This is a genomic window from Brevundimonas balnearis, from assembly GCF_042434805.1.
Taxonomy (GTDB): Bacteria; Pseudomonadota; Alphaproteobacteria; order Caulobacterales; family Caulobacteraceae; genus Brevundimonas; species Brevundimonas balnearis.
Map to the genome: position 1 here is coordinate 88,096 of NZ_JBHLSW010000007.1, position 13,963 is coordinate 102,058.

14 protein-coding genes are annotated in these 13,963 nt (G+C 69.3%); 6 read left to right on the forward strand and 8 right to left on the reverse strand.

The window, feature by feature from the left end:
• Positions 1–72: 72 nt before the first annotated feature.
• The 3 genes from ACFFGE_RS10195 to ACFFGE_RS10205 form a co-directional block, all read right to left on the reverse strand.
• Positions 73–1,119 (reverse strand): rod shape-determining protein, encoded by a 1,047-nt coding sequence (locus ACFFGE_RS10195; protein ID WP_376836260.1) that lies wholly within the window; start codon positions 1,117–1,119, stop codon positions 73–75.
• Positions 1,120–1,309: 190 nt separating this feature from the next.
• Positions 1,310–1,924, reverse strand: a complete 615-nt coding sequence (locus ACFFGE_RS10200) for a glutathione S-transferase family protein (protein ID WP_376836261.1) — start codon at positions 1,922–1,924, stop codon at positions 1,310–1,312.
• Positions 1,925–1,988: 64 nt separating this feature from the next.
• Positions 1,989–2,705 (reverse strand): TVP38/TMEM64 family protein, encoded by a 717-nt coding sequence (locus ACFFGE_RS10205; RefSeq protein WP_376836262.1) that lies wholly within the window; start codon positions 2,703–2,705, stop codon positions 1,989–1,991.
• Positions 2,706–2,803: 98 nt separating this feature from the next.
• Here ACFFGE_RS10205 and ACFFGE_RS10210 point away from each other — a divergent pair, with 98 nt between their 5' ends.
• The 3 genes from ACFFGE_RS10210 to ACFFGE_RS10220 all read left to right on the forward strand — a co-directional run bounded on the left by ACFFGE_RS10210 (position 2,804) and on the right by ACFFGE_RS10220 (position 4,880).
• Complete coding sequence (locus ACFFGE_RS10210) at positions 2,804–4,009, forward strand: pyridoxal phosphate-dependent aminotransferase (protein WP_376836264.1); 1,206 nt, start codon at positions 2,804–2,806, stop codon at positions 4,007–4,009.
• A gap of 65 nt (positions 4,010–4,074) precedes the next feature.
• The gene (locus ACFFGE_RS10215) at positions 4,075–4,473 is read left to right on the forward strand and encodes a DUF7662 domain-containing protein (RefSeq protein WP_376836265.1); all 399 of its coding nucleotides are present in this window, start codon (positions 4,075–4,077) and stop codon (positions 4,471–4,473) included.
• Positions 4,474–4,487: 14 nt separating this feature from the next.
• Positions 4,488–4,880, forward strand: coding sequence for a type II toxin-antitoxin system VapC family toxin (locus ACFFGE_RS10220; protein ID WP_376836266.1), 393 nt, complete (start codon positions 4,488–4,490; stop codon positions 4,878–4,880).
• Between the two features lies 1 nt (position 4,881).
• On the opposite strand, the gene ACFFGE_RS10225 is transcribed toward ACFFGE_RS10220, so the two are convergent.
• Entirely contained in the window at positions 4,882–5,895 is a 1,014-nt protein-coding gene (locus tag ACFFGE_RS10225; RefSeq protein WP_376836725.1) for a polyprenyl synthetase family protein, read from the reverse strand.
• Positions 5,896–6,018: 123 nt separating this feature from the next.
• On the opposite strand from ACFFGE_RS10225, the gene ACFFGE_RS10230 reads away from it, so the two are divergent.
• Positions 6,019–6,771: a tRNA1(Val) (adenine(37)-N6)-methyltransferase gene (locus ACFFGE_RS10230; RefSeq protein WP_376836267.1), complete on the forward strand. Its 753-nt coding sequence runs from the start codon at positions 6,019–6,021 to the stop codon at positions 6,769–6,771.
• Here the strand turns inward: ACFFGE_RS10230 and ACFFGE_RS10235 are convergent.
• The 4 genes from ACFFGE_RS10235 to ACFFGE_RS10250 all read right to left on the reverse strand — a co-directional run bounded on the left by ACFFGE_RS10235 (position 6,768) and on the right by ACFFGE_RS10250 (position 11,366).
• Positions 6,768–7,772: an endo-1,4-beta-xylanase gene (locus ACFFGE_RS10235; RefSeq protein WP_376836268.1), complete on the reverse strand. Its 1,005-nt coding sequence runs from the start codon at positions 7,770–7,772 to the stop codon at positions 6,768–6,770. The genes ACFFGE_RS10230 and ACFFGE_RS10235 overlap by 4 nt on opposite strands.
• Positions 7,773–7,960: 188 nt before the next feature.
• Positions 7,961–8,371 carry a flagellar export protein FliJ gene (locus ACFFGE_RS10240; RefSeq protein ID WP_376836269.1) on the reverse strand — a complete coding sequence of 137 codons (411 nt, stop codon included), beginning with the start codon at positions 8,369–8,371 and terminating at the stop codon, positions 7,961–7,963.
• Positions 8,368–9,720, reverse strand: coding sequence for a flagellar protein export ATPase FliI (gene fliI, locus ACFFGE_RS10245; protein WP_376836270.1), 1,353 nt, complete (start codon positions 9,718–9,720; stop codon positions 8,368–8,370). Before fliI ends, ACFFGE_RS10240 begins: the two co-directional genes overlap by 4 nt.
• 203 nt (positions 9,721–9,923) lie before the next feature.
• Positions 9,924–11,366: an NADP-dependent isocitrate dehydrogenase gene (locus ACFFGE_RS10250; RefSeq protein ID WP_376836271.1), complete on the reverse strand. Its 1,443-nt coding sequence runs from the start codon at positions 11,364–11,366 to the stop codon at positions 9,924–9,926.
• Between the two features lie 172 nt (positions 11,367–11,538).
• On the opposite strand from ACFFGE_RS10250, the gene cysK reads away from it, so the two are divergent.
• Both cysK and ACFFGE_RS10260 read left to right on the forward strand, forming a co-directional pair.
• Positions 11,539–12,522 carry a cysteine synthase A gene (gene cysK / locus ACFFGE_RS10255; protein WP_376836272.1) on the forward strand — a complete coding sequence of 328 codons (984 nt, stop codon included), beginning with the start codon at positions 11,539–11,541 and terminating at the stop codon, positions 12,520–12,522.
• A gap of 131 nt (positions 12,523–12,653) precedes the next feature.
• On the forward strand, positions 12,654–13,871 hold the full coding sequence (locus ACFFGE_RS10260) for a DUF2336 domain-containing protein (protein ID WP_376836273.1): 1,218 nt from the start codon (positions 12,654–12,656) through the stop codon (positions 13,869–13,871).
• Positions 13,872–13,963 lie beyond the last annotated feature (92 nt).

The following is a 13,963-nucleotide window of genomic DNA, read 5'->3' on the forward strand; positions in this document are numbered from 1 at the left end:
CCGCCGCTGGGTCAGCCTATTGCAGAATCAGGGCGCTAAGGAAACGCCGATCACGCGGGTATGAGGCGCGCGTCAGAGCGTGGCGTCCAGAACGCCCTTCATCCAACGCGGATGCTCCAGCACCCGGCCGCAGCCGATGGCGACGCACGACAGGGGGTCGTCGGCCACCGTTACCGGCAATCCCGTATGGTCGCGCAGCTCGGCGTCCAGTCCACGAAGCAGCGCGCCGCCGCCGGTCAGCATGATGCCCTTGTCGGCGATGTCCGCGGCCAGTTCCGGCGGGGTCGCCTCGAGCGCCACCTTCACCGCCTCGATGATCTGCGTGACCGGTTCGGCCAGGGCCTCGGCGGCCTGACGCTCCGAGATCCGCACCTCGCGAGGCACGCCCTGCATCAGGTCGCGGCCCTTGACCTCGATCGACAGGCCCTCGCCGTCCGGCGGGATGCGGGCGGTGCCGATGTCCTTCTTGATGCGCTCGGCGGTGGTTTCACCGATCAGCAGGTTATGGTTGCGGCGCATGTAGCTGATGATCGCCTCGTCCATCTTGTCGCCGCCGACGCGGACCGAGCGCGAATAGACGATGCCCGACAGCGACAGCACGGCCACCTCGGTGGTGCCGCCGCCGATGTCGACGACCATGGAGCCGGTGGGCTCGTGGATCGGCAGGCCGGCGCCGATCGCGGCGGCCATCGGCTCGTCGATCAGGCCCACGCGGCGCGCCGAGGCGTTCAGGCAGGAGTCGTTGATGGCCCGGCGCTCGACAGCGGTCGCGCCCGAGGGCACGCAGACGATGACCTTGGGGTTCGGATGCACGAAGCCGCGGCGCGAGTGCACCTTGCGGATGAAGTGCTTGATCATCTCCTCGGCGACTTCGAAGTCGGCGATGACCCCGTCGCGCATGGGCCGGATGGCTTCCATGTGGCCCGGGGTCCGGCCCAGCATCTGCTTGGCCTCGATGCCCACCGCATGGACGATCTTGCGGCCGCCCACGTTCCTGAGCGCCACCACCGACGGCTCGTTCAGCACGATGCCCTTGCCCTTCATGTAGATGAGGGTGTTGGCGGTGCCGAGGTCCATGGCGATGTCGTTGGACATCGAGCCGAAGAGGGAAAAGCTCATGGGGGTGGAATACCGTTCGGTTCGGGCCTTTGCGGGCGTCTGACAGGGCTGGAAGCGCCGGCGAGGCCCCCGCCGCGCGCGTCCCCACGCACGCGGCTGCTTCGTCGTTCCGCCGACACGACCGTGGGGCCCGTTTGCCCCCGAAACCACAGAATGACAAGCCCTTCGCGCGCAAGGCGCGGCGGCGATCTCAAACCGGTGAAATGCCCTCGGCCTGAAGAACGCGCCGGACCGCGTCGCGGGACTGGATCACATCCAGATGGGCGTTCAGCTTGGGAAACCGTTCCGGGTCCAGCAACTGCGCCTGACGCGACCAGCGGCTGAAGACCGACAGGTAGCCGTCCGCGCCGGTGAAGCCCTCGCCGAACACGAACGGCCCTTGGAGCATCGTGTCCTCGACCAGCTGGAGCTTGGACAGCACCAGGTCGCGGGCGTCGTCCCTCGCCTGACCTTCCAGGGGCGGTCGGCTGAACAGGAGACGGCCGATCGCCGGGTGCAACGACGACGCCAGGAAGCCGTTGAACGCGTTGAACCGCGCCCGCTCGAACGGGTCGGTCGGGGCCAGGTTCGCCTGGGGATAAAGCTCGGCGACATAGGCCAGGATCGCCGCGTTCTGGGTCACGACGCCGCGATCCGTCTGCAACGCCGGCGTCACGCCGGCCGGATTGATCGCCAGATACTCTGGGGTCTTCAGCTCGCCCTTCCGCAGGTCGATGGCCTGGCTGTCGTAGGCGGCGCCCGCCTCCTCCAGCGCGATGTGGGACGCGAGCGCGCAGGCGCCGGGCGAATAGTAGAGCTTCAGCATCGGAGCCCTCCGTGGCCGGTGTGGGCCTCGGTCTAGGCCCTGTCCGTTATCGCAACAAGGGCCGTCACGGTTCCCCGGCGGCCGCCTCGCGCCGTCTCACCCACTCGCGCACCACGAGCATGAGGCCCAGCCACACGACCGCCACCAGGGCCAGGATCAGAGACGTCCAGACCCCGTCGCCGCTGACCGCCGTGACCACCGCGCCCCCGAAGAAGGCCACGAGCGCGGTCTTGGGCAGCACGCCGAGCGCGCATCCCACCAGAAAGGCGGGATAGGAGGCCCGCGTGGCCCCGAACGCCATGTTGACCACGATGAACGGCGCCGACGGCACGTTCCGGATCATGAAGCTGGCGTAGAAGGCGTTCCGGCCCACGAACCGCTTGAGCCGGGTCAGGGTGCGGCTGTCCAGCCGGTCCACCAGCCGCGCGGTCGGCCCACGCCCCAGCCAGTAGGTCACCCCGGCCGACACCACCGTGGCCGCCCAGCTGTAGAAGAAGCCCAGCGACGGGCCGAACGCCACGACGCAGGCGGCGATCAGAATGAACTGGGGCGCGCCGATGAAGGCCGACAGCACGAACAGCGCCACCGTCGCGGCGAAGGCCCACGGGCTGCCGGAATAGCCCTGCAGCCAGGCTTCCAGGCGGTGCTCGGCCTGCAGCCCCAGCTGCGTCTTGCCGAGCCACAGAAGCCCGATCGTGGCCGCCAGCAGAGCCCCCGCCGCCAGCGCCGTGCGCCAGCGGCGCGCCTCCATGTTCAGGACGAAATCGAGGAGCCTGCGCATGGCGGGGCCTTACCATTCGCCTCATCGGCCGCGAAGAGCTTTGCGGCGCTGTTCGCAACTGCGTAAGAACGTGACGCCTGATCCTGCCGGAAGCCTCTATGTCCCAGCTGCAGTCCTCCGCCCTCGCCCGCGTCAAGCCGTCGGCCACGCTCGCCGCGACCGCCAAGGCGCGCGAGCTGAAGCGGCAGGGGCGCGACGTCATCGGCCTGGGCGCCGGGGAGCCCGACTTCGACACGCCGGACAACATCAAGGCCGCCGCCATAGCGGCCATCCAGCGCGGCGAGACCAAGTACACCGACGTCGACGGCCTGCCCGAGCTGAAGGCCGCAGTCGTCGCCAAGTTCGCGCGCGAGAACGGCCTGACCTACGGGACCGACCAGATTCACGTCGCCCCCGGCGGCAAGGCGGTGATCTACAACTCGCTGGTCGCCACCCTGTCGCCGGGCGACGAGGTCATCGTGCCCGCGCCCTACTGGGTCAGCTATCCGGACATGGTGCTGCTGGCCGGCGGCGAGCCCCGCGTCGTGATCGGCCACGAGGCCGACGGCTTCAAGCTGAAGCCCGAGGCGCTGGAGGCGGCGATCACGCCGAGGACGAAGTGGCTGATCCTGAACAGCCCGTCGAACCCCACCGGCGCCGCCTACTCGGCCGACGAGCTGAAGGCCCTGGCGGGCGTGCTCGCGCGTCACCCCCACGTCTGGGTGATGACCGACGACATGTACGAGCACCTGATCTACGGCGACTTCGAGTACACGACGATCGCCCAGGTCGCGCCGGAGCTCTACGACCGCACCCTGACCGTGAACGGCGTGTCCAAGGCCTACGCCATGACCGGCTGGCGCATCGGCTATGCGGGCGGGCCCAAGCCCCTGATCGACCTGATGCGCAAGGTCGCGGGCCAGACGACGTCCAACCCCTCCTCCATCAGCCAGTGGGCGGCGGTCGAGGCGCTGAACGGGCCGCAGGACTTCATCGCCGAGCGCGGCCGGGCGTTCGAGCGTCGCCGCGACCTGGTGGTGTCGATGCTGAACCAGGCGACGGGCGTCCGCTGCCCGAACCCGGAGGGCGCCTTCTATGTCTATCCGTCCGTCGAGGGCCTGATCGGCAAGACGACGCCGGAGGGGACGGTGATCGACGGCGACGAGACCTTCGCCACGGCGCTTCTGGAGGCCGAGGGCGTGGCGGTGGTGCACGGCGCCGCCTTCGGCCTGAGCCCCTATTTCCGCATCAGCTACGCGACCTCGAACGAGGTGCTGGAGGAGGCCTGCAGCCGCATCCAGCGCTTCGCGGCGAGTTTGAAGTAAACACACTCCATTGCCAAAAAACACACAGTGTGTTTTCATGGCTCATGCGGTAGGGAGGAGTCGGCATGAGCAAATATGAGCCTTTGACGCGGTTTCTCGCCGGGCAGCGCACCCAGGAAGTGCCGATGACGTTCACGGAGATCGAACGGGTTCTCGGCTTCCCATTGCCGGGCAAAGCGAGCGGCATACGCGCTTGGTGGAGCAATAATCCGTCTAACAACGTCATGACGAAGGCGTGGCTCGCCGCCGGCTACGTCACAGAGCGAGTCGATATGGCTAGCCGCCGCCTGGTGTTCCGACGCGACACCAGATCGGGAGAGCCCACGATGACATCTGCGGCTCCGAAGGGAGACCCAGACTTTCTCGAGCGTATTCGGGCGCGATTGTCTGGAACTGTCACTATCGCGCCCGGTGTAGATTTGACGGATCCGACGGGCGAGGTGTGGGACGCGGAAACTCAGTGATTAGGCCGATCCTGTTGGATACCTGCGCCGCGATCTGGATGATCGAGGGCGGCCTTTCCAGCCGTGCCGAGAGTGAAATTCGCTTGGCCAAGGAGCAGGGCATAGAGGTCCTCGTCTCGCCGATCACGGCTTGGGAGATCGGGCTTTTGGTTTCGCGCGGACGTATCGCGCTCGTCCTGCCGCCGCTGTCCTGGTTTCAAACATTGCTGGACGAGGGCGCGACGCTCGCGGAAATGTCGCCTGAAATCCTTATCGCCGCATCGCAGTTGCCCGGACCTCCCCTACGGGACCCGTCAGATCGGATCATCGCAGCCACCGCGAGAGCCCAGAACTATCGCCTGATGACCCGCGATCGCCCGATCCTTGAGTTCGCGGCCGCCGGACACGCCTTTGCCATTCCCTGCTAGGTCAGGCCGCCCGGCTGACGGCGAAGTCGGCGAGGTCCGCCAGCGCCGCGCGCCAGGGGCTGGCGGGCACGGCCCTGAGCGCGGCCTTGGCGGCGTCAGCATAGGCGCCGGCGCGATCCAGCGTGGCGGATAGCGCCCCGGTCCCGATGATCAGCTCGCGCGCGCGGCGGAACTCCTCGTCGCCGCGCTTGCCGTCGTCGATGGCGGCGCGCCAGAAGGCGTCCTCGCGCCCGGCGGTGCGGGCCATGGCGATCAGCAGCGGCAGGGTGACCTTGCCTTCGCGGAAGTCGTCGCCGGCGTTCTTGCCCAATGTCTCCGAGGCGCCGCCATAGTCGAGGGCGTCGTCCGCCAGCTGGAACGCCAGCCCCAGGTTCAGGCCGTACGACCTCAGCGCCGCGACCGCCCCTTCCGGCGCCTCGACGCCCAGCGCCCCCGCCTCGGCGGCGGCGGCGAACAGCTCCGCCGTCTTGGCGGCGATGATCCGGAGATAGGTCTCCTCGTCCAGCTTCAGGTCGTGGGCGCGGGTCAGCTGAAGCACCTCGCCTTGCGCGATCACGCTGGAGGCATGGGCCAGAACGCCCAGCGCCCGCATCTGACCGGTCTCGACCATCAGCTCGAACGCCCGGGCGAACAGGAAGTCCCCGACCAGCACGCTGGACGGCGCGCCCCAGATCAGATGCGCGGCGACCTTCCCCCGGCGCAGCTCGGAGCTGTCCACCACGTCGTCGTGCAGCAGGGTGGCGGTGTGGATGAACTCCACCGCCGCGGCGAACCGGTGGGCGTCAGCCAGCCGCTCGCCGCCCACGACCCGGGCGGCCGCCACGGCGATCAGCGGACGCAGCCGCTTGCCGCCCGCCGACACGATGTGCTCGGCCAGCAGCGGAATGACGGGCACCGTCGACTGCATGCGCTCCAGGATCAGCCGATCGACCTCGACCATGTCCGGCCGCGCCAGACGGACCAGAGCCTCCGCGTCGCCGGACGGGCGAGCGGTTCCTGCGCGCGGGGCGGCGATGGCGGCGTCCAAAGGCGTACTCGTCCAATCCGGCGCGGAGCGGCGCGCCCTTTTCTTTCGCCGGCGTCTTGCCCGGCGGATGTGGCGCGACAATGGTGAGGCGGCCATGAAGGGTCAAGCCGCGTGACGGTCGCAACCAGGCGAGAAACCCCGCTCACCGAGGACCGGTTCCTGGGCGGGCGCGTCGTGCTGCGCCAGGGGGCGGACGGCTATCGCGCCGGGATGGACGCCGCCCTGCTCGCCGCCGCCTGCGGGGCGAAGCCCGGGCAGCGAGTAATTGAGGCCGGTTGCGGCGCGGGCGGGGCGCTCTGCCAGATCGGCGTGCGGCGCCCCGGCGTACATCTGTTCGGACTCGAGCGCGACCCGGCGACGGCGGCGCTGGCGTCGGAGAACCTCGGGCTGAACGGGCTCTCCGGCGAGATCGTCGCGGGCGACGTCGCCGCCGGGTTCGCGGCCTTGGACCGCCCCGCCTTCGACTGGGCGGTGTGCAATCCGCCCTTCTTCGACGATCCGGGCGCGCTGAGGGCGCCGGCCGAAGCCAAGCGCGGCGCCTGGATGGCCGACGACGGGCTTCAGGTCTGGCTCGACTTCCTCTCGCTGGCCGTGCGTGACGGGGGGCGGGTGCTGATAATCCACCGGGCGGACCGGCTGGCGGACATCCTTCAGGGCTGGAGCCGTCGGTGCGGCTCCTTCGCGATCCGGCCGATCCAGCCTTTCGCCGACAAGCCCGCGAAGCGTGTGCTCGTGCGCGCGATCCGCGGCGGGCGGGCCCCGCTGGAACTGCTCCCCGCCCTCGTGCTCCACGACCGATCCGGCGCGAAGCACGCGCCCGAGGCCGATGCGATCCTGAAGGGCGAGGCGGCGCTCGAGGTCTAGCGGGCCGCCGCGAAACCGTCCGCCAGGGCCTGGAACAGCGGCGTCGGACGCCCGTCCCCGTCGAAGGCCAGCGGGCTGTCGTCTCCGCCCTGCCGGTTCACGAAGCTGTCGGTGTCGCGCAGGCCCCATAGGGTGAAGGCGTAGCGTTGGCGCTCGGGCAGGGCGGCGAAGGCCTCGGCGTATTCCGTCACCCGCGCGGTCTGCAGCCGGCGACGCGCGTCGCGGCGCGCACGGTCGATCAGGCCCGAACCCATCGGCGCGTCCAGCTCCGACACATGGATCGGCAGGCCGAAGGCGGCGGCGTCGCGCATGAAGGCGGTGATCTGACCCGCCGGAATGTCGATATCCAGATGCGCCTGGGTCCCGATGCCGGTGATCGGCGCGCCCGCGCGCAGCAGACGCTCCACCAGCCGCAGGAAGGTCGCGCCCTTTCGCGGCAGGTTCTCCAGATTGTAGTCGTTCAGGAACAGCACAGCGTCGGGGTCGGCGGCTCGGGTCCGCTCGAAGGCGCGGGCGATATAGCCGTCCTGACCGAACTGCGCGCTCCAGTGACAGTCGCGCAGTCCGTCGCCGTCCTCGGCCACCGCCTCATTGACGACGTCCCAGCCGGCGACCTGACCCCGGTACCGTCCGGCGACGCGGGCGATGTAGTCGTCGAACGCCTGTTCCCGCCGCGCCGGCTTGATCGCCTCGAACCAGTCCTGGCCTTGCGAGTACCAGATCAGGGCGTGGCCATGCAGGCGCATGGCGTTGGCGCGGGCGAAGGCGTCGATCCGGTCCGGGGCGTCGAAGCGGAAGGCGCCGTCGTCGCCCAGGATGTACTCCATCTTCATCTCCCACTCCGGCGTGAGCTGGGAGACGTGGCGACGCGCCAGGGTCGTCCAGGCGGGGTCGTCGAGCTGACCCGACATGACGGCGACGCCGAGCGGCGCGGGCGTCAGGGCCTTCAGCGGCGCGGACGGCGCCTGCGCCTGCACCGGCGCGCGCCCGCAGGCGGCCAATGCGAGGGTCGAGAGAAGGAGGGAGCGGCGGCAAAAATCCTTCTCCCCTCGTGGGAGAAGGTGGGCCGCGCCGCGGCTCGGATGAGGGGGCTGGTTCAGCTTCCGCACCGTCGGCTCAAGCGGATAAATCCCCCTCATCCGTCTCGCTCCGCGAGCCACCTTCTCCCACGAGGGGAGAAGGAAAAAAACTAAGCCGTCCGCCGGCGCAGACCCATTTCGTCGAAGGCGGCGGCTTCGCGGCGACCGAGCGCCGCGAGCTTGTCCAGCCGCGTGACCTCGGCGACGTGCTCGAACTTCTTGAGTTCCTCGAAGGCGCTGGTCAGGGCGTCGCGGGCGCCGGCCTCCTCGGCCTCGACCACCGTCAGATCGCCCTCGGCGGCCGACTTCCTGAGCTTCCAGCCGTCCAGATAGGCGCTAAGCAGCATGCCGGCGGAGGCGTCGTCGCGGGCGCGCTCCCGCTCCACCTCGACCTCGGCCTCCAGCACCGCCAGACGCATTTCGGCCGACGCGCGCCGCTCGGTGATCTCGGCCAGGCGCTTCTGCAGCGTCTCGACCTGATAGTTCGAAATCCGGATCAGGGATTGAGCCCAGGCGGTCATGGCAGGTCCTCCGTCAGCAACCCTTGGTTCAGAATCGTTTCCAACCGCCTAAAGCTCTCGTCGATCGGCGTGGCTTCGTCCGGCGCCTGGGACAGGAAGGCCTCGAGCGCGGGATTCAGGGCGATGGCGCGGTCCACGATCGGATCGGCCCCCGTCCGGTAGGCCCCGATGCGGATCAGCTCCTCCATGTTCGAATAGGCGCTGAGGCATTGGCGGGCGCGGCGGTTCAGCTCGCGCTCCTCGCCCGACTGGTTGCCCGGCATGGTCCGGCTGACGGACTTCAGCACGTCGATGGCGGGGAAGCGTCCGCGCTCGGCGATCTTTCGGTCCATGACGATGTGGCCGTCCAGGATGCCGCGCACGGCGTCGGCGATCGGCTCGTCGTGGTCGCCGCCGTCCACCAGCACGGTGAACAGGGCCGTGATCGGGGCCGCCGTCGTGCCGTCGGGGCGGCGCGGCCCCGGCCCGGCGCGTTCCAGCAGCTTGGGCAGTTCGGAGAAGACCGTCGGCGTATAGCCCTTGGTCGTCGGCGGCTCGCCCGCCGCCAGGCCGATCTCGCGCTGGGCCATGGCGAAGCGGGTGACGGAGTCCATCAGGCACAGGACCTCCAGATCCTGGTCGCGCAGGAACTCGGCGATCGCCAGGGTCATGTAGGCCGCCTGGCGACGCTTAAGCGCCGGTTCGTCGGAGGTGGCGACCACGACGATGGCGCGCTTCAGCCCCTCCTCGCCCAGGGTCTCCTCGATGAACTCGCGCACCTCGCGGCCCCGCTCGCCGATCAGGCCGACGACCACCGCGTCGCAGGAGGCGCGCTTGGCCAGCATCGACAGCAGCACCGACTTGCCGACGCCCGAGCCCGCGAAGATGCCCAGGCGCTGGCCGCTGCAGGTGGTGGTGAACACGTCCATGGCGCGCACGCCCAGATCCAGCCGCTCGCCCACCCTGCCCCGCGCGTGGGCGGGCGGCGGCGCGGCGCGCAGCGGATAGGCGGCCGGCCCGTTCGGCAACGGCCCCTTGCCGTCGATGGGCTGGCCGAAGGCGTCGACGATGCGGCCCAGCCACGCCGTGGTCGGCCGGACGCTCGCGGCCGCCTCGACGATGCGGATGTCGGCGCCGGGCGCGACGCCTTCCACCGGGCCGAACGGCATGAGCAGCGCCTTGGCGTCGCGGAATCCCACCACCTCGGCGGGCAGCGGCGGCTGGTGGCGGCGCTCGATCTCGGCCCGGGCCCCGACGGCGAGGCGGCTCAAGCCCCCCCGGCTCTCGATGAGCAGGCCGTTCACCCCCGCCACCTTGCCGGTCACGCTGAGTGGATCGATCGCATCGACGGCGGCGATGAGGGTGTGCACAGACGAAGGCCCCGGGAACAGGCCCCGAGGCTTCCGCCATCATGGTTAATCGTGGCTTAAGTCTTATCTCCTCCCCCGCGTGGCGGGGGAGGGGGACCGCGAAGCGGTGGAGGGGGCGACCCGAGACACCGGCGCTTGATCTCGCCCCCTCCACCATGCTGCGCATGGTCCCCCTCCCCCATCCTCAGGGGGGAGGAGACGCTTTACTGCCCCTGCCCCAGGCTGTAGCCAGGCTCGCCGTCGAAGTCGCACAGGTGCTCGGTCTTGATGAAATCGACCCCGGCGTCTGCGGCCCTGAGTTGCAGCGCGGCGATCTCCTGTATCGACACCGGCCCGCCCCCGTTCATGAAGCGGCAGCGCCAGTGGTCGGTGGTAAGGGTCTCCGGCGCGCCGTTCGGCCAGACCTTCACGCCGCGGTTGGTGATCATCTTCAGCTTGAGCCGCGCGTTCTCCAGCGTCTGCAGGCGGGCCGCCAGATCGTCAGGCGAGCCGTCGCGGAAGTCGACGAACAGGTCGACGCCGACCGTCGTCTTCTTCGCCGCCGGACGGCGCGGCGCCTCGGCGGGCTCCAGACGCAGCGGGGCGTTGGCGGCGTAGCGAACCGGCTTCAGCTGATCCGGCCGCTCCCCCAGCCGCGCGATCACGGCGCGGGCGAAGGCGTCCGTCGAGGCGACCTCTCGCGAAACGCCATGCTGGAAGACGTCCTGGGTGTGCACCCCGTCCTCGATGGTCTTCAGCCAGGCGTTGTGAATCCGCTGAGCGACCTCGCCCTTGCCCAGGTGATTCAGCATCATGACCGCCGACAGCAGCAGTCCCGACGGGTTCGCCACGCCGCGACCGGCGAGGTCCGGCGCAGAGCCGTGGACCGCCTCGAACATGGCGATCTGCGAGCCGATGTTGGCGCTGCCGCCCAGGCCGACCGAGCCGGTGATCTGGGCCGCCACGTCGCTAATGATGTCGCCGTACAGGTTCGGCGTCACGATCACGTCGAAGATCTCGGGCGTGTCGGCTAGCCGCGCGGCGCCGATGTCGATGATCCAGTGATCCTGCTCGATCTCCGGGTATTCGGCGCCGATCTCCTTGAAGACCTGATGGAACAGGCCGTCGGTCAGCTTCATGATGTTGTCCTTGGTGAAGCAGCTGACCTTCTTGCGGTTGTTCGCACGCGCGTACTCGAAGGCGTAGCGCACGATCCGCTCGCAGCCCGGACGGCTGACCAGCTTCAGGCACTGATAGACCTCGCTGGTCTGACGGTGCTCGATGCCGGCGTAGAGGTCTTCCTCGTTCTCCCGCACGATGACCACGTCCATGGCTGGATGACGTGTCTGGATGAAGGGCGCATAGGCCACGCAGGGCCGGACGTTGGCGTACAGGCCCATGGTCTTGCGGATCGTGACGTTCAGCGACTTGAAGCCGCCGCCCTGGGGCGTGGTGATCGGCGCTTTCAGGAACACCTTGGTTCGGCGCAGGCTGTCCCAGCTCTCGGCCGCGATGCCGGAGGTGTGCCCGGCGGCGTAGACGCGCTCGCCGATGTCGATGACCTCGTAGCGCAGGTCCGCGCCGGCGGCGTCCAGGATCGACAGGGTGGCGGTCATGATTTCCGGGCCGATGCCGTCGCCGAAGGCCACGGTGACGAGTTGGGTCATAGGAAGCTCCAGATTTGCGTGGAGCGCACATACGTCTCGCGTCGCGATCTCAGAAGCTGATGAACGAGATGCATGCCATGAGGTTTCGTTATTGATCAGCTGGCAGACCGCGCGTTGTGGCGTCCGCGATCACATCCTAAGTCTAGCTCCAGACAACCGCCGGAGCCTCCCCATGTCCGTCGCCCAGCCCTACGACGCCGCCCGTCACGCCAAGTCCGGTCGCGGCAAGGTCTACGCCTCGATCCTCGACACCATCGGCGACACGCCGCTGGTCGGCCTGCCCCGGCTGTCGGCGGAGCTCCAGCCGAAGGCGACCGTGCTCGCCAAGCTGGAGTTCTTCAATCCGATCGCCTCGGTGAAGGACCGGATCGGCGTGGCCATGATCGAGGCGCTGGAGCAGGCCGGACGCATCGGCCCGGGCAGCGTGCTGATCGAGCCGACCAGCGGCAACACCGGGATCGCCCTGGCCTTCGTCGCGGCGGCCAAGGGCTACAGGCTGGTGCTCGTCATGCCCGAGAGCATGTCCATCGAGCGGCGCAAGATGCTGGCGCTGCTGGGCGCCGAACTGGTGCTGACGCCCGCCGAGAAGGGCATGAAGGGCGCGATCGCCATGGCCCAGGAGCTGCTGGAGCGCACGCCCGGCGCCGTATCCCCGGCTCAGTTCGACAACCCGGCCAATCCGGCCATCCACCGCGTCTCGACGGCCGAGGAGATCTGGGCCGACACTCAAGGGACGGTCGACATCGTCATCTCCGGCGTCGGCACCGGCGGCACCATCACCGGCGTCGGCCAGGTGCTCAAACAGAAGAAGCCCTCCGTCCGCATGGTGGCGGTGGAGCCGACCGCCAGCCCCGTGCTGTCGGGCGGCGAGCCCGGGCCGCACAAGATCCAGGGCATCGGCGCGGGGTTCGTGCCCTCGGTGGTCGATCGGACGGTGATCGACGCGGTCGAACAGGTCTCCAACGAGGACGCGTTCGACATGGCCCGTCGGGCGGCCCGGACCGAGGGCATCCCGGTCGGCATCAGCTCCGGCGCCGCCCTGACGGCCGCCTTCCGTCAGGCCGCCCTGGACGAGAACGCCGGCAAGACCATCGTCACGATCATTCCCAGCTTCGCCGAGCGCTATCTGTCGACGGCGCTGTTCGAGGGCCTCTAGACCGAAATCGGTTCAGTTGGACGCACGTCCAACTGGGCTCGAAGTTCGGTCCGACTTGAGTGCGAGCCTGATTCACGGCTCCAGCGCCGTCACGCCCGGTTAACCGGCGGGGCCTTAACCTCTCGTTCGACATGTCCGACGATGCGGCCCTGGCCGCCCCGGGGCCCGCCCCCGAGGGCTCTCGCGCCCGTCAGGCGCTGCTGAAGCGCCTGGCGGATGTCGTCTCGCTGCCCGCCAGCCGGATCAACGCCTTCGAACGGTCCGTCGTCGGCGATCTGCTGGTCGAGATGATGCGCCTGGCGGGCGTCGATGAGCGGCGCCGCATCGCCGCGCGGCTCGCGCCACTCGCGGAGCTGCCGAACGCCCTCGCGCGCCTGCTGCTGCGGGATGAGCCCGAGATCGCGGGCCTTCTCATCGAGCGCTGCGCCTCCCTCAGCGACGCCGACCTCTGCGCGGCGGCCCAGGACACCGGAACGGCCCATCGCCTGCTGATGGCCCAGCGTCGCGGCCTGTCCGAGGTGGTGACCGAGACCCTGATGTCGCCGGGGGAGCCCGAGGTCATCATGGCGCTGCTCCGCAATGCGACCGCACGACTGTCGCAGCCCGGCGTCGAGATGATGGTCGGTCTCAGCCGCGACCACGGCGAGCTTTGCGAAGCGCTGCTGCGGCGGCCGGAGCTACGCCCGTCCGGCGCCTACGCCATGTTCTGGTGGTGCGGCCCGGAGGAACGGCGCACGATCCTGCAGCGGTTCGCCGTCTCCCGCGAGGTGATGCAGGAGGTGGCCGAGGATGTCTTTTCCCTGGCCGCCGCCGAGGGATGGTCGGATCCCGTCGCGCGCAAGGCGCTGCAGTTCATCGAGCGCCGGCAACGAAACCGCGCCGCCATCGAGAAGAGTCCGTTCCCGGATCTCGAGGCGGCGGTCGCCGTCGCCGGGCGGGACGGCCTGACCCGGGAGCTGGCCACCGAGATCGCTCACCTGTCCGGCGTGAAGCCGCTGACGGGCGCAAAGATCCTGGCGGACCTGGGGGGCGAACCTCTCGCGATCCTGTGCAAGGCGACCGGCCTGACGCGGAACGACCTGCTCGGGCTGTGGCGATCGCTCCGCCGACCCGAGCTCGATGAGGACGGCGGCGCCCACCCCGTGCTGGAACGGGTCATGCAGACGTTCGAAATGCTGGCGGTGGACCGCGCCCAGACCGTGCTTCGATACTGGAATTGGGCGCTGTCGTCGGCGCTCACGCCACGACTTATTCAAGCCATTCGCGACGGCGACGAAGACGCCGCCGATCCCTATGCGGCGCCGGAACGTCTCGCCATTCTCGCCCTGTCCGACGATTTCAGGGCCTGATCAACCGAAGCCCGCTCAACTGCACGCCGATTCAGTCGCCGACCATTGATCATCGCCGCGAAGATGTGTATCGCGCCACGGTAGATTTACCG

Bases quoted from the DNA above. Each gene is read 5' to 3' on its own strand.
- ACFFGE_RS10200 (WP_376836261.1), bottom strand. From the start codon at position 1,924: ATGCTGAAGCTCTACTATTCGCCCGGCGCCTGCGCGCTCGCGTCCCAC.
- cysK (WP_376836272.1), top strand. From the start codon at position 11,539: ATGTCCGTCGCCCAGCCCTACGACGCCGCCCGTCACGCCAAGTCCGGT.
- ACFFGE_RS10210 (WP_376836264.1), top strand. From the start codon at position 2,804: ATGTCCCAGCTGCAGTCCTCCGCCCTCGCCCGCGTCAAGCCGTCGGCC.
- ACFFGE_RS10215 (WP_376836265.1), top strand. From the start codon at position 4,075: ATGAGCAAATATGAGCCTTTGACGCGGTTTCTCGCCGGGCAGCGCACC.
- ACFFGE_RS10240 (WP_376836269.1), bottom strand. From the start codon at position 8,371: ATGACCGCCTGGGCTCAATCCCTGATCCGGATTTCGAACTATCAGGTC.
- ACFFGE_RS10260 (WP_376836273.1), top strand. From the start codon at position 12,654: ATGTCCGACGATGCGGCCCTGGCCGCCCCGGGGCCCGCCCCCGAGGGC.
- ACFFGE_RS10205 (WP_376836262.1), bottom strand. From the start codon at position 2,705: ATGCGCAGGCTCCTCGATTTCGTCCTGAACATGGAGGCGCGCCGCTGG.
- ACFFGE_RS10195 (WP_376836260.1), bottom strand. From the start codon at position 1,119: ATGAGCTTTTCCCTCTTCGGCTCGATGTCCAACGACATCGCCATGGAC.
- ACFFGE_RS10250 (WP_376836271.1), bottom strand. From the start codon at position 11,366: ATGACCCAACTCGTCACCGTGGCCTTCGGCGACGGCATCGGCCCGGAA.